General features: G+C 62.2%; 13 protein-coding genes. 4 read left to right on the top strand and 9 right to left on the bottom strand.

The genetic code is table 11. The features are described from left to right. Nucleotides 1-37: 37 nt before the first annotated feature. Genes JZX88_RS24565 through JZX88_RS24535 form a run of 7 tightly spaced genes read right to left on the bottom strand, consistent with a single transcriptional unit; the run spans nt 38 to nt 8,880 of the window. Nucleotides 38-1,027, bottom strand: a complete 990-nt coding sequence (locus JZX88_RS24565; RefSeq protein WP_206915030.1) for an FAD:protein FMN transferase — start codon at nt 1,025-1,027, stop codon at nt 38-40. Further along, on the bottom strand, nt 1,020-1,568 hold the full coding sequence (locus JZX88_RS24560; protein WP_065116429.1) for a nitrous oxide reductase accessory protein NosL: 549 nt from the start codon (nt 1,566-1,568) through the stop codon (nt 1,020-1,022). Before JZX88_RS24560 ends, JZX88_RS24565 begins: the two co-directional genes overlap by 8 nt. Beyond that, nucleotides 1,565-2,392, bottom strand: coding sequence for an ABC transporter permease subunit (locus JZX88_RS24555; protein WP_206915029.1), 828 nt, complete (start codon nt 2,390-2,392; stop codon nt 1,565-1,567). The genes JZX88_RS24560 and JZX88_RS24555 overlap by 4 nt, the downstream gene beginning before the upstream one ends. Next, nucleotides 2,389-3,309, bottom strand: coding sequence for an ABC transporter ATP-binding protein (locus JZX88_RS24550; protein ID WP_206915028.1), 921 nt, complete (start codon nt 3,307-3,309; stop codon nt 2,389-2,391). Before JZX88_RS24550 ends, JZX88_RS24555 begins: the two co-directional genes overlap by 4 nt. Then, a complete protein-coding gene (locus JZX88_RS24545) occupies nt 3,306-4,685 on the bottom strand; it encodes a nitrous oxide reductase family maturation protein NosD (RefSeq protein WP_206915027.1) in 1,380 nt (459 codons plus the stop codon). Before JZX88_RS24545 ends, JZX88_RS24550 begins: the two co-directional genes overlap by 4 nt. After that, nucleotides 4,682-6,595, bottom strand: coding sequence for a TAT-dependent nitrous-oxide reductase (gene nosZ, locus JZX88_RS24540; RefSeq protein ID WP_206915026.1), 1,914 nt, complete (start codon nt 6,593-6,595; stop codon nt 4,682-4,684). The genes JZX88_RS24545 and nosZ overlap by 4 nt, the downstream gene beginning before the upstream one ends. Nucleotides 6,596-6,618: 23 nt before the next feature. Beyond that, nucleotides 6,619-8,880, bottom strand: coding sequence for a NosR/NirI family protein (locus JZX88_RS24535; protein ID WP_206915025.1), 2,262 nt, complete (start codon nt 8,878-8,880; stop codon nt 6,619-6,621). Nucleotides 8,881-9,055: 175 nt separating this feature from the next. Between JZX88_RS24535 and JZX88_RS24530 the strand changes: the two genes are divergently transcribed. Beyond that, a complete protein-coding gene (locus JZX88_RS24530) occupies nt 9,056-9,907 on the top strand; it encodes a ferritin family protein (RefSeq protein WP_206915024.1) in 852 nt (283 codons plus the stop codon). 119 nt (nt 9,908-10,026) lie between these two features. Here the strand turns inward: JZX88_RS24530 and JZX88_RS24525 are convergent, their stop codons facing one another. Together JZX88_RS24525 and JZX88_RS24520 are read right to left on the bottom strand one after the other, a co-directional pair. After that, entirely contained in the window at nt 10,027-10,950 is a 924-nt protein-coding gene (locus tag JZX88_RS24525) for an SRPBCC family protein (protein WP_174030853.1), read from the bottom strand. Next, complete coding sequence (locus JZX88_RS24520; RefSeq protein WP_206915023.1) at nt 10,947-11,288, bottom strand: helix-turn-helix transcriptional regulator; 342 nt, start codon at nt 11,286-11,288, stop codon at nt 10,947-10,949. The genes JZX88_RS24525 and JZX88_RS24520 overlap by 4 nt, the downstream gene beginning before the upstream one ends. Nucleotides 11,289-11,560: 272 nt before the next feature. On the opposite strand from JZX88_RS24520, the gene JZX88_RS24515 reads away from it, so the two are divergent. The 3 genes from JZX88_RS24515 to JZX88_RS24505 all read left to right on the top strand — a co-directional run bounded on the left by JZX88_RS24515 (nt 11,561) and on the right by JZX88_RS24505 (nt 13,381). Next, on the top strand, nt 11,561-11,779 hold the full coding sequence (locus JZX88_RS24515; RefSeq protein WP_003505772.1) for a hypothetical protein: 219 nt from the start codon (nt 11,561-11,563) through the stop codon (nt 11,777-11,779). A gap of 46 nt (nt 11,780-11,825) precedes the next feature. Then, entirely contained in the window at nt 11,826-12,230 is a 405-nt protein-coding gene (locus JZX88_RS24510) for a hypothetical protein (RefSeq protein ID WP_206915022.1), read from the top strand. Between the two features lie 257 nt (nt 12,231-12,487). After that, on the top strand, nt 12,488-13,381 hold the full coding sequence (locus JZX88_RS24505; RefSeq protein WP_110760587.1) for a DMT family transporter: 894 nt from the start codon (nt 12,488-12,490) through the stop codon (nt 13,379-13,381). Nucleotides 13,382-13,405: the final 24 nt, after the last annotated feature.

Raw genomic sequence — 13,405 nt, 5'->3', positions numbered from 1 at the left:
CGGTTGCGGCGCGATGGGGAGCGGCGGCCTGCTGCGTTCAGGCGCGCAGGTGGACCTCCACATTGCCAAGCGAGGCGCGCAGCCTCTCGATCCGCCGCGCATCCATCAGGCTGAAGGCGGTCGACAGGGCGTCGGCGGTGGCGGCATCGGCGGCCACGACGGAAATACGGGCATAACGGCTTGCCGTCAGGCCGGTGCGCGGATCGAGGATATGGCCAAAACGGCCGGCACTGTCGAAATGGAAGCCCGTGCCCGCCGAAGTGGCCACCGCCCGGTCGATGATATCAAGAACCATATCGGGGCGGGTGGCATCTTCCGATTGCGCAAGGCCGATGCGCCATGGCGCACCCTGCGCATTGGCGCCGATAGCGCTGTTTTCCCCCATGTCCACCAGGCTGCTGGTCACACCCGCATCGCGCAGCAGGGCGACAATCCGGTCGGTCACATATCCCTGGGCGATACCATTCAACGTCAAAGCCATGCCGCGCTGCGGCAGCGAGATCCGGTCCCGGTCGAAATGCACCCTGTCGAAACCCACCAGCGCCAGCGCCTTGCGCATATCCCTGGCCGAAGGGCCGGCGGGATCGGCACCATCGCGTGAAAAATGCCGGGCATGCAGCAGCCAGAGCGGCTGTATCGTCGGATCGAACGCGCCCTCCGCGAGCCCGTGGAACCTGCGGCACAGGTCCAGCAACTCCACCATCTCGGAAGGTGGCGCGGCCAGCACGCCGGTGCGGTTGAGTTCGGCCAGCGCCGACCCTTCGCGGAACAGGCTGAAAATATCTTCGAGACGCGAAACCTCGGCCACAACCCGGCGCAGCAGCCGTTCGGCTTCGGCGCGGTTCTCATGGTTCAGCACCAGCGTTGCCGGCGCGCCAAGCGCCTGCCCCCGCCAGATGACCGGCGATGCCTCGGCAAACCCCTTGCCGGGCAGAAGCGGCAGACCGGCGAAGGCTGCCATGAGCGTGATGAAGCGGCGGCGGCCCGGCCTGCCATTCCCGTATCCGTCATGATGTCTGTCATCCATGGTCATGCGCTCCCCCGGCCGGCGCATCGTCCGCCGCCTCACCGCCCGCACCGAGAATGTAGCTCTCCGGCAGATCGTCAAATTTCACCACTTCGCCACCATTGCTGCCGGCAAAGTCCCTGGCGGCGGCCTCTTCGGAAAAGGGCACGGCTTCCTCCGCGCCCATGCCACCGCGACGCGCGCTGCCGATCACGAAGAAGGCCTTGCGGGCATCGACCCAGTTCTCCGCACCGGGCTTGTCCCAGCTTGGAGCCCGCCCCATGTCCGAGACATAGATTGCCGCGATCTCCTTCGGTTCGTCCGGCAGCATGGTGAAGGCCACCGTGTCGCGCGCTGAGGAGAACCATATGGCTTCCGGTATCTGCCGCAGGATGATCTGCCCTTTCGGCCCGGCATGTTCCAGCACGTTCATTCCGCAATATCGACCCATGGCCTCGGCGGTGAGCGAAAAGGGCGGCGGCGTTTCCGCCTGCTGCTCATTTTCGCAGGCGGCAAGCAGCAGCGAAGCCACAAGAACAAGGGCAAAACGGACCGTTTTCATACGTCCCTCCTTGAGAAAAACAGCGAAGCGAGGCCGAGCGGAACAACCGTCCAGGCGCAAAGGGCGGCAAGCAGCACGCCACCGGTGAGGATGGAGTTTCTGGCAAGCCCGCCCATGCCGGAAAGGGCCGCCGCGCCGCCGCTGCCGAGATTGAGGAGCCGATAGGCATCCGTCGGGTTGGCGAGCAGCAGGAAATCCAGCAATCCGCCAGGCAACGAACGGCCCTGCGCCGCCACCAGCCCGCCAAGCAGGGCCATGTCATAGATCAGCACGAAGAACAGCCAGATGCCGATCGTCACGCCGCCGGCCGTGCTGCGCTCCGAAGATAGCGCACTGACGAGATAACCGATGGCGACGAAGACCGCGCCCAGCAGCACGGACGATGCCGTCATGGAAATAAACGACAGCCAGCCCTCAAGGCCGGTCGCGCCGCCCATCAGCGCCAGCGCAAGCGCCGCCGTGCCATATCCGCAGGTGGTGGCGAAGCAGAGGATGGCGATGTGGCCGAGAAACTTGCCCAGAACGATCTGGCTGCGCCCCACCGGATAGGCGAGCAGCAGCAGCATGGTGCCACGCTCCACCTCACCCACGATGGCGTCGTGGGAAATCAGCAGCGCGATCAACGGCACAAGAAAGATCGTCAGGCTGGAGAGACTGACGATGACCACATCCATGCGGCTGGCGCCGACATTGCCGGTCGGCGCGCTGCCGAGAAACGTCAGCGTCAGGGCGAGCATGGCCAGCAGCAATGTCGTGGCCAGCACCCAGCGATTGCGCATGCCTTCGCGAATTTCCTTCCCCGCAATGATCAGGATATTGCTCACGACGCGGCCTCCTGGCTGTTCAGGAAATGGGCATAGAGATCATCGAGCGTCGGCTCGATCAGGCTCAGGGCTTCGATAGCGGCGGCAGCCGCAGTGAGGCGGTGCAGCAGCGGCAGTCTTGCAGCATGCGCCACCTCCGTTTCCCAACCGCCGTCGCCGGTCGGTGTCCACCGGGCGGTGTGATCGGCGGGTGCTGCGGCTTCAGCCCCGCCGGCCGTGCGGATACGGATACGCGACGGCAGGCTGGCGATCCGTCTCAGATCATCCAGCGTGCCATCGGCAATGCGCACACCACGATTGACGATGATGACGCGTCCAGCCCGGTCTTCCAGTTCCCCCAGCGCATGCGACGACAGGAGGACCGTCGCGCCGCCTGCCCGCAATTCATCGACGAGATTGTAGAAATTGCGCCGCAGGGCCGGGTCGAGGCCGCTGGTCGGTTCATCGAGCAGCAGAACCCTTGGTGCACCGAGCAATGCCTGGGCAAGGCCAAGCCTCTGCCGCATACCCTTGGAATAGGTGCGAATGGGCCGGTCGGCGGCCGTGGCGTCAAGGCCGACACGCTCGAACAGACTGTCGGCGGATTGCATGGGCACCCGTTTGAGGCGGGCGTAGAAGGCAAGCGTTTCCCGCCCCGTCAGCGCCAGATGGAAAGACACGCTTTCCGGCAGGTAACCAAGCGCCTGACGCACGGCGAAATCGCCATTCGCCGGGTTCTCGCCCAGCACCTCCACATGCCCCGACGTCGGGCGAATAAGCCCGAGCAGCAATTTGATCAGCGTGGTTTTTCCCGCGCCATTGTGGCCGACCAGAGCTACGGTCTCCCCTTCATGGAGATCGAAGTTCAGCTCGCGCAGGGCATTGACCTTGCCGCCATAGGTCTTGGTCACATCGTGAACGCTTACGGTCGGGCTCATGAGCGTGGCTCCCTGAGAGGCTGCGGCGGCGACATCAAGGGATGACTGTCGGTGACCCCGCCGGGCAAAAGGGCAGGAAACCGCGCCTGCGCCCAGCGCACCACCTGCACGGCGGGGCTGCTGGTCAGCACCCGCGCCTGCGGCGCGGTCCACAGCACGCGGTCAATCAGATCATTCGGGCGATAGGGATTGTCGGCTATGCCGTCGCCATCCAGATCGAAGGCGGGGTTGTCGCTCCAGTAATTGCCGCGCCCCTTTTCCGACCAGTCGACATAACGTGTGCCGACATATTTGACCTGATTGCGATTGGCGATGAAGGCATTGCCGCTCATCATGTTACCTTCCGAACCGGCGGTGAAATGAATGCCGATATCGCACCCTTCGAAACGATTGTCGCGCAGGCGGTTGCGGTTGGCATTATAGATGAAGACGCATTTTTCCGGGCCGGGCCGCATTCCCGAGGTATCCGCGGCAGTCTCGCCATCGGCGGCAGGCACACCATGTTCCTGCGAGCGGATGCCACGTTCGCTCCAGCGCGATGCGGGCTGCATATGGCCGCGCACCGTGTTGCCGGTGATGGTGGAACTGTTGGCGTAATTCAAAAGCAGGCCGTGGTCCCGGTCACCGTCGGAGACGTTTCCGGTGATCTTCAGACGGCTGGAAAACATGATGGCGTATCCCACCGAATTGCCGGTGGAGACATTGTCGCTGATCTCGCTGTCGTCGGTATACATGTAATGGATGGCAAATCGCAGATTGCTGAACCGGTTACCGCTGAACACGTTGCGTTTGCTGGCATTGGTGGCGATGCCGTCGCGCCCGAAGCTGATGTCGTTGCCGGTGACGCGCGCGCCGGGCGCGTTCCACAGGGTCACACCGTTGCCGGTTTCGCTTAAACGGCCTTCGCCCGTACCGATAATGACATTGTTGCGCGCGATGGAATCGTCTGCGCCATGCAGATAGACGCCATACAGATTTTCTTCGAAGCGGCTGTTTTCGACAATCGCCCGTTTGGCGGTGCGGGCGACGAAGACGCCCGAATTCATATCTTCCAGCGAACCGCCCGAGCCGGATACGATAATGCCGCTGAAGATCACGTCTTCGGCGGTGATGGTGACGACACTGCCCTGACCGGTGCCGCGAATGGCCGCACCCGGCTCGCCGCGCAGCGTAATGGACGTGCCAATGGTTACCGGCCCGGAAAAATCGCCGCTTTCCAGCACCAGTTCGTCGCCCGTCTGTGCACGGTCGATGGCCTGCTGAAGTATTGGGGTCGCGGCAGCGGAAAGGCGGATGGTTTCAGCATCCGCCAGGCTGGGGATGGCGGCGACAATCGCCACCATCCCCCATCTCGCCGCATCTTTTGGATGCCTCATGCCTTTTTCGGCTCCACCAGCATACGGCCCTTCATTTCCATGTGCATGGCATGGCAGAACCACGAGCAATAATACCACCACACACCGGGCTTATCGGCCTTGAAGGTGACGGATGCCGTGGCCTGCGGCGCCACTTCCATGTTGATGCCGTAATTGATGATCGAGAAGCCATGGGTCAGGTCTTCCACCTCATCGATATTGGTGACGTAGACAGTCACCTCATCACCCTGCTTGACGGTGAAGCTTTCCAGACCGAAAGCGGGCGCCGCCGAGGTCATGTAGACGCGGACCTTGTCGCCATCGCGAATGACCTCCGAGTCGATCAGCAGGTCGATGTTGTCGGCTTTCGCCTGCGCCACCGCATCGGCGAAGAAGCTGTCGTCGCGGCTCCAGATGCTGACCGGGTTGATCTTCGAATTATGGACGATGGTTGCGTCATGCGGCTCGGCAAAGGTGGGGTTGTCGTGCACCAGCACCATCTCGTCGCCGGAAATATCGATCAGCTGATCGTTTTCGGGCTTCAGCGGACCGACATTGAGATAGCGGTCCTTCGAGAACTTGTTGAGCGAGATGAGCCACTTGCCATCGGCGTCCTTGGTCTGGCCCATGGATGTGTGGTTGTGGCCGGGCTGGTACTGGACATCGAGCTTCTGGCGGATGGGATTGACCTTCTCGCCCTTGTAGGCGCGTTTGGCATCCTCAAGGTTCCACTTGCAGATCTGGCTGTCGATGAACAGGGTCGTATAGCAATTGCCGCGACCGTCATAGGCGGTGTGAAGCGGGCCAAGACCGAGTTCGGGTTCGGCAACGACGGTATCGCGCGGCTTGATCTTGTCGTCGAAGAGATCGTCGAACAGGCGCACGTCGAAGACCGTGACGGTCGGCGACAGCTTGCCGTTGGCGACGACATGGATGCCGTCGGGCGCGGTGTTCATGCCGTGCGGGCCGTTCGACACCGGAATATAGCGGGTGAACTTCGAGCCGTGGCGACCGTCAAGCACCGGCACGCCGCCCATTTCCTTGAATTCGCCCTTGGCGACCGCTTCCTCGATGCGCTTCAGATTGAAGACGACGATCCAGTCCTGATCCTTCGCCATCATCTCCTGGAGGTTCACGCCTTCCTCGGAATTGTAGCAGGTGGCGAAGGCATATTTGCCCTGATAGTCGGCATCGACATTGTCGAGATTGCCGTCGACCATGACCTGCCAGGCAACCTTCATCGTGTCGCCATCGATGGCCGAGAAGATGGCGTGATACTGCTTGTGATCATCGAGAACCGAACCGTCATTGGGGATCGGCACCCGGTCCTCGCCATTGGCGAAGACATAACCGGTGCGCGGATATTTCTGCACGCGCAGGCCATGAACCGTGTGCTGGTTGGGCAGCTGGATGATCTTGTCGCATTTCATCACATCGAGGCGAATGCGGCAGACACGGGTATTGGCCTTGTCATTGGCAAAGAGATAACGGCCGTCATAGGTGCCTTCCGTAAAGGACGGGTGCGGGTGGTGCAGGTCACCGTTGAGGTAGATGTCGCCCTTGTCCTTCAGATATTCCTTCGTTTCGGGTAACAGCCCTTCCGTCAGAATCTTGCGGCTTTCATTGGTCTGGCCCCAGCCGGTGGCGCTGTCACGGTTGAACACCGGGATGCGCATCAGCTCGCGCATCGACGGCAGGCCAAGGATGCGGACTTCGCCGCTGTGGCCGCCCGAGAAAAAGACGTAATATTCGTCCAGTTCGCCGGGCTTGACCTCGAAGGCCTGCCCGCCTGCGGCAAGCGCCGGCGCCGCCGTGATGCTGGAAACCGCCAGCGCGCCGCCGACCGTCGCCGCGCCCGCCACCGCGGCAACCGCCGTGGAGCCGAGAAGCTGGCGCCTGCTGAGGCCAGTTTCGATATTTCGATCCGACATGTCTTCTCTCCTTTGATGGTGGCTCAGGCCTGTTCGCCCGCCACCCCTTCATCTGTGCCGATCGGTTTGCCCTTGTGGGTAACCACGGTTTTCGGACGCTCTTTTCCCTTTTCCGGAGGGGTGGAAAGCGTCACGAATTTCTCCCGCTTCAGCCGCACCTGAATCATGTGCGGACAGCGGTGGTCGTCCTGGTAAAGTTCCTGGCAATGCATGCAGTAGATGCACTCGTTGACGTTGATCTGCCCTTCCGGGTGGATCGACTGCACGGGACATTCCTTGGCGCAGCGCTGGCAGGGCGAACCGCATTCCGGCCAGCGCTTCAGCCATTCGAACATTCGGATACGGCCGGGAATGGCGAGTGCGGCACCGAGCGGGCAGAGATACCGGCAATAGAAGCGCTCGACGAAAAGGCCGGCGGCGAGCAGCGTCAGCGCGAAGATCACGAAGGGCCATTCGCGGGCGAATTTCAGGATGATCGCCGTCTTGAACGGTTCGATCTCGGCAAAGGTCTCCGCCAGCGCCAGCGAATAAAGCGACAGGCCGAAGAGGCCGAGGAAGATGATGTATTTGACGGGCCAGAGGCGCTCATGCAGGCCCCAGGGCAGCTTGACCTGCGGCACCTTCAGCCATTTCGCGACGCCGTTGGTGAGTTCCTGCAGCGCGCCGAAGGGGCAGAGCCAACCGCAGAAGGGCCCGCGCCCCCAGAACAGCAACCCGGCGGCAACCGACGCCCAGAGGATGAAGATCAGCGGCGCCGACAGGAAGAAATCCCAGTGGAAACCGGAGATAAGCGCATTGATGAAGGTCAGGACATTGACCACCGAAAGCTGCGCATTGGCATACCAGCCGAGCCAGACCAGCGCAAAGAGCAGATAGCCGCGCCGGACCCAGCCGAACAGTTTCGGGCGTTTGACCAGCCAGTCCTGAAAGAAGAAGATGGCGGTGAGAACCAGAAGCCCGGCAAAGGTGATGGCGACGGAGACGCGGTTCATCTCCCAGATGCTGCCCCAGAGCGGCGCGCTTTCTTCCCCGAAAACAACGGCGTCCGGCGTCGTTGCAGCCGCCGGCACTGGCGCGGCAGGCGTCTCGACGCTCACATAGGCGTCCGGCAGCGTATAACCGAGATCATAGGGCATCGTCGCCTTGTCGCGAACGCCGGTGGTGCGCTGCACCAGAAGCTGCAGGTCCCACGGTTCGGTCATGTCGAAGGCGAAGCTGTCGGGGACGACGTAAAGCGCGATTTCCCGCAGATGCGGCGCACCGGCCGCGGCGATCTGCGTCAGCCGCGTGTGGTCCCGGTCGCGAAAACGGATGCCCTGCCCGTCCTGGAGAAGCTCGATACGGTCGAAAATGCCGCCACGCACATAACCCGATCCCTTGAAGGAATAGGCGCCGTCGCCCGCCACCAGAATGGCCGACTGGCCGGGCTTCAGGCGTTTCGCCAGCCGCGCGTAGCCCTCTTCGCCCAGAAGGCTGCGGCCAATGGCCGGCACGCTGACGGGTGCGACGTAGAGATCGATGAACGTATCCTGCGGATCGGGCGTTTCCGGTGTCCGGGCCGCATCCGGCTGGCCGGCTTTGGCGAAAGCGTCCGATACCTCGCCCACCGTCAGGCGCAGGCTGCGGATGGAACCGTCGCCAAGCAGCGTCTGCCAGTCGGATATGTCCTGTTTCGAAAGATCGAGTTTTCTCACCACCTGCGGTGCTGCGGCCACGCCCGCCGCCGCCGTACCGTCTCCGAGCCTGCCGCTGCGAATGAGCTTGACCGCCGAGCGGACCACGCTGTCGCCCATCACCAGCACCGTCACCGTCGCGCCGCTGACGATATCGACCTGTGGCGGGCGCTCAGCACCGGCGGCAACCTTCGCCAGATCGCGGCCGATCACCGAATTCAGCGCCGCCACCACCCGGGCTTCGGGTATGCCGATCAGCACGATCGGCTCCTTGTGATCGACAAGTTTCAGACCGCGTACAACGCCGGCCTTGTCGATACCGACGACGATGTGGATCGGCTTGCCGGAATAGCCGGTCGAATTGGTGAAATCGGAATTGAGATAGGCGTAACCGGCGATATCCTTGCCCTTGTAGACGGGCACGATGGCCGGCTCACCCACCGGCTCGCCGAAACGGTCGGCCGCCGCAAACAGCTCCGCCGGCTGAACCTTCGCGAGATAATCGGCAAGACTGCCGGCTGCGACTGCCTGGCCCGCCAGGGCGAAAAGCGCGATCAGAAAAGCAAGAAAGACCGCCGGACCATGTCTCCCGATATCAGTATTTTTCGGCATTGGGCATTCCATCGGGGTGCGACATGACATTCGTTTCCGCCCCCGGCCCTGTCGCATCGGTCCGGTTCAGGGGATCAAGGGCAAAATAATCGCGCCTCCCAAAGCCTCATTGATCCAGAACAAATACGCCGTCGTTTGATGTGGCAGGTTATGGCCGGAAACCGAAGAGAGCCCCATGCCGAAACTGAATGCCGAACCGCCCGTTCTGACAACGATGCAAGCCGTGCTGGAAACCGCAGCCCGCATGGAGCAGGAAGCAATCGACGGCTATCGCGCGCTCAGGCAGCGGATGCTGGATAAAAACCAGCCGGCGCTCGCAACCGTTTTCGACCGGCTGATCGCCGAGGAGGAATCGCATCTGCGTCAGGTCGACATCTGGGCGGCAGAAACAGCGCCTGCCGACAGGACGGGCACCTTCGCCGCACCGGATCTGTCACCCATGTTCGATGCCGAAGGCGCCGATGTGGTGCCGCCGGAAACGCTGGACGCCTACCGCGCCTTTTCGGCCGCCGTCCGTAACGAGGAAAGAGCCTTTGTTTTCTGGAGCTACGTTGCCGCCCAGGCACCCAATGCCGACGTGCGGCAGGCGGCAGAAAAAATGGCGCGCGAGGAACTCGGCCACGTCGCGACGATGCGCCGGGAAAGGCGTCTGGCGTTTCATGTAGCAAGGGCCACGGCACCGGCGGGGGATGCACCGGATATTATCGGGCTCGAGGACCATTTCCTGAAATTGCTTGCGAGCTTGCCCGAATGGCGGGACGATAGGACGTTACAGGGATTTGCCGAAGAGACGCGGGAGCGCATCGCGGCACTTCCCGGAATGGCGTTCCGCCGCAAGCCGCGACTGTCCGGCCAGCTCGATCTGGCGCTCGGAAGACCGGTCACGCTCTGCGGCATTCTGCTGGACTATTATCTCGACCTGATGAATTGCGAGAAAAACGAGCCGGCGGTCGATTTTGCCGGAACCGCCGCCTCGCAGCTGGTCCGCTGCCTCGCCTTTCTCAGAAATCTCGGCTCCGCCGCCTGATCGCTTTCCGCTATCGCGATCACAGGCGGCGATGGCCCATCCGCTTCAAATCACGCGCCACCCGCAGACAGGCGGCCGATATCGAAACATCCGCATATGGAAAGACAGGCCCTGCGCATTTACAGCGCCCTGGCGAAACGTTCCAGTTTACCCAGCGTTTGCTGCCCCAGTTCCACGGCACCGAAGCCCTTCGCCTGCTGGAACTCGGCTTCCGTGCTGAACACCATGCCCAGCACAACTTTCGTCCCGCCGTCCTGATCTTCAAAGGACGCCCAGGCATCGGCATGTTTCGGCCCGTTTTCGCCCCACAACAACGTATAACCGATCCTCTCTTCGGGCCGCACCTCGATATAACGATGATGGTTCGGAAAGACGGTGCCGTCAGGGCCGATCATGTCGAATACCCATTCCCCGCCGGTGCGCAGATCAATCCTTTTCGTGCGGCAGGAAAAACCGTCAGGACCCCACCATTGCGGCAGCGTCTCCTCGTTCATCCAGGCTTTCCAGACAATGTTTCGCGGCACTTTCATCGTCCGCTCCAGCACCATGGTCCGCGCCGCCACATTGGCCAGATTGTTCAGACCCGCGCTGAATCCCGCTTGGTAGCCATCCCGCATATCCTCCGCCAGTGACGAAAGCTGCACCGTTACGGTCAACCGGCTGCGCTCTTCCCCGGCCAGAAAATCGGCCGTCACCAACGCTGCCGACTGCGTCACGCCACCAGAGGAAACCACCTCGTAATTCACGCTGCGGCGGGCCGGCTGCAGCTCCAGCCAGCCACATTCACACCGGATATCCGGCTGCCCGGCGACCTTGCAGAGCGAGACTTCGCGACCGCCCGGCCTGCTGTCCGCCTCCAGAAACTCGACCGTCACCGAGGGCGTGGGAGAAGCCCACACCGCCCGAGCGGCGGGTGACAGCCAGACCTGCCAGAGGACCGGCAATGGAACGGCAACCTCCCGTTCGAAGCTCAGCGTCGCAAAACGGTCCTGTGCCTGATGCGGTTCAGCGCGTCCGCCGTCCTGACCGGGTTTCATTGTCATTCTGAATCCTCCTTCATGGCCTGCATTGCAAATGCCTCCAGCCGGTCAAGCCGGCCCTCCCACATGGCCCGCTGTTCATCGAGCCAGGTCCTCGCCGGCTCCAGCGCTTCGGGCACGATCGCGCAGGTGCGCACCCGTCCGTCCTTGGACGTGGTGATCAACCCCGCCTCCTCCAGCACGGAAAGATGGCGCATCACCGTGGGTAAACGCAGCCCCGTGGGAGCGGACAATTCCGTAACCGGCGCCGGCCCGCCTCCAAGCCGGGCGAGGATCGCCCGCCGTGTCGGATCGGCAAGAGCCTGGAAGATCAGTGAAAGTTCCTGATAATGCTTAGTCATATTGCTAACTATCATCTTCCATCGCGACGACGCAAGGGAAAACTTAGCAGATCAACTAAGTTTTCTTGGATGAAGGGGCCACGATGGAAGGGTCACGGGTTCCGTTCAGATGCCAGCGCCTTTGCCGGCTCCAGCTACCGGCGCTCGTCAACCGGCGGCGGATATCACTATTGAGCCGGAAATCAGCCATTAAAAGTTGTAAAAAACGATTGACTCTCGTGGCCATGTGAGTGAGCTTCGCCGGCAAATGACGGGGAAAAGAACAAATCATCATGTCGCCAGAACGTTTTAATCAATGCCTGCGGGTGATCCGCTGGACGCCGATCAACATCGCGTCCGCCCTGCAATGCGAACTTTCATGGATCGAGGCGCTGGAAGCGGGCAACGAGGAGGTTCCAGCCGGCCTCGCCACCTGGCTGGAAACGCTTGCGCAAGCCCATGAAGCGCTTCCGCCGCCGTCGACATACAGAGGAAAACGGTCGACATTCTGATGCGGCCGATCGCTGTCAGCCTTCACCAACAACCGGATTACTCGAAATGAAATATGTCATTGCAGCTCTTGGCGTCATCACCTTCTCAAGCCCCGTCCTCGCGGCATCCTGCGAGAAGAACTTCACCGTATCAGGCGTACCGATGGTAACGGCCGTCTCTTACAAATCGTGGCAGGAACTACCGAAGGCTAAAGCGCCCGCCGTGCTTCAAAAGCTCGCTCAGGCCGTGGCGGCGGAAGGTTTTTCGGGCATCCAGATCAACAAGGCACTGTCTTCGATCGACGCCCATCAGGAGACCAGCGGCAGCAGCAGAATTCAGACGCTGCGGGTTGTCGCCCGGCAGAAGGGCGCCAGCGTCCGGATCGATGCCGTTTTCAACATTCAGGCAGGGCAGATCGCCGACAAGAACGTCATCCGTGAGGGCATCTGCAACATCATAAACGGTGCGTGAAACCCGGTAGATAAAACTACCCGCTCGCGGTCTCGATGACGGCGCGCACCAACATCAAAAATGGAACGACTGAACCCGTGCGGCGCGTCTGTGGCAAAACGTCCGTGCCGGCTGGCCGGGCACGAATGGCGAGCCATGCATGCTCCCACGCCGTTGATGACGATGCTTCCGGTATGGCGGACAAACCCGGAATCTGCGATGGGTGCAGGCAGGGATAGTGTCCGTGGCCGGAAGCGCCACGAAGCGACGGGGAAAAAATGCCGATTTATGAACTGGCCGCCGTGGGCGCCGCGACGTGCTGGGCGCTGACCGGACTTCTGTCCGCAGGCCCGGCGGGACGTCTTGGAGCGCTCGCCTTCAACAGGACACGGCAGCTTTTCGTCGCCTCCCTGCTGGGGATCTATGTCCTCGCCTCTGGCGCCTGGCGGGAACTTCAGCCAGAGGCGCTGTCGTCGCTTCTCCTGTCCGGCTTCATCGGTATTTTCGTTGGCGACACGCTTCTTTTCACCTGCCTCAATCGGCTGGGGCCGCGCCGCTCGGGAATCCTGTTCGCCCTTAATGCCCCAATCGCCGCGCTGCTCGGATGGGCGGTGCTTGACGAGCAGCTTCCCGTCACCGCCATTGCCGGTATAGGCCTGACCCTCGGCGGCGTGCTGCTTGCAATTCTCTTCGGCAAGCGAAAGGCGCAGCTGCATGAATGGGAGAGCGTCAAGGGGCCGCTTTGGCTCGGCGTGCTCTTCGGCCTTCTCGCCGCACTCAGCCAGGCTGTCGGTTCCCTGATCGCACGGCCTGTCATGGCGACCGGGATCGATCCTGTTGCCGCTTCGATGCTGCGCGTCGGAGTGGCCGCTCTCTGCCTGACGGCGCTTACCACGCTACCCATCGCGGCTGTCAGGCCGAAAGGCCCGCTGACCAAGAGCCTGTTCCTCCAGACGGCACTCACCGGCATCATCGCCCTGGCTTTTGGCATGACGCTCCTTCTCTTCGCCCTTTCCGGCGGCAAGGTCGGCATCGTCTCGACACTGTCGGCGACGACACCGGTGATTATCCTGCCACTGCTCTGGCTGAGAACAAGGGAGCTGCCGGCGCCCGGCGCATGGGCCGGCGCCGCACTTGTCGTGGCCGGCATGGCGCTCATGTTCTGGAGATAGCTCCCTCCTTCAAAACTGCCGGCT

The organism is Agrobacterium sp. OT33, from assembly GCF_017313365.1.
Taxonomy (GTDB): Bacteria; Pseudomonadota; Alphaproteobacteria; order Rhizobiales; family Rhizobiaceae; genus Agrobacterium; species Agrobacterium rhizogenes_A.
This window is presented reverse-complemented; position numbering and strand designations above follow the sequence as displayed.

Excerpts from the sequence above, each read along its gene's own strand:
- JZX88_RS24565 (WP_206915030.1), bottom strand. The coding sequence starts at position 1,027 with ATGGATGACAGACATCATGACGGATACGGGAATGGCAGGCCGGGCCGC.
- JZX88_RS24560 (WP_065116429.1), bottom strand. The coding sequence starts at position 1,568 with ATGAAAACGGTCCGTTTTGCCCTTGTTCTTGTGGCTTCGCTGCTGCTT.
- JZX88_RS24550 (WP_206915028.1), bottom strand. The coding sequence starts at position 3,309 with ATGAGCCCGACCGTAAGCGTTCACGATGTGACCAAGACCTATGGCGGC.
- JZX88_RS24545 (WP_206915027.1), bottom strand. The coding sequence starts at position 4,685 with ATGAGGCATCCAAAAGATGCGGCGAGATGGGGGATGGTGGCGATTGTC.
- nosZ (WP_206915026.1), bottom strand. The coding sequence starts at position 6,595 with ATGTCGGATCGAAATATCGAAACTGGCCTCAGCAGGCGCCAGCTTCTC.
- JZX88_RS24535 (WP_206915025.1), bottom strand. The coding sequence starts at position 8,880 with ATGCCGAAAAATACTGATATCGGGAGACATGGTCCGGCGGTCTTTCTT.
- JZX88_RS24530 (WP_206915024.1), top strand. The coding sequence starts at position 9,056 with ATGCCGAAACTGAATGCCGAACCGCCCGTTCTGACAACGATGCAAGCC.
- JZX88_RS24525 (WP_174030853.1), bottom strand. The coding sequence starts at position 10,950 with ATGACAATGAAACCCGGTCAGGACGGCGGACGCGCTGAACCGCATCAG.
- JZX88_RS24520 (WP_206915023.1), bottom strand. The coding sequence starts at position 11,288 with ATGACTAAGCATTATCAGGAACTTTCACTGATCTTCCAGGCTCTTGCC.
- JZX88_RS24515 (WP_003505772.1), top strand. The coding sequence starts at position 11,561 with ATGTCGCCAGAACGTTTTAATCAATGCCTGCGGGTGATCCGCTGGACG.
- JZX88_RS24510 (WP_206915022.1), top strand. The coding sequence starts at position 11,826 with ATGAAATATGTCATTGCAGCTCTTGGCGTCATCACCTTCTCAAGCCCC.
- JZX88_RS24505 (WP_110760587.1), top strand. The coding sequence starts at position 12,488 with ATGCCGATTTATGAACTGGCCGCCGTGGGCGCCGCGACGTGCTGGGCG.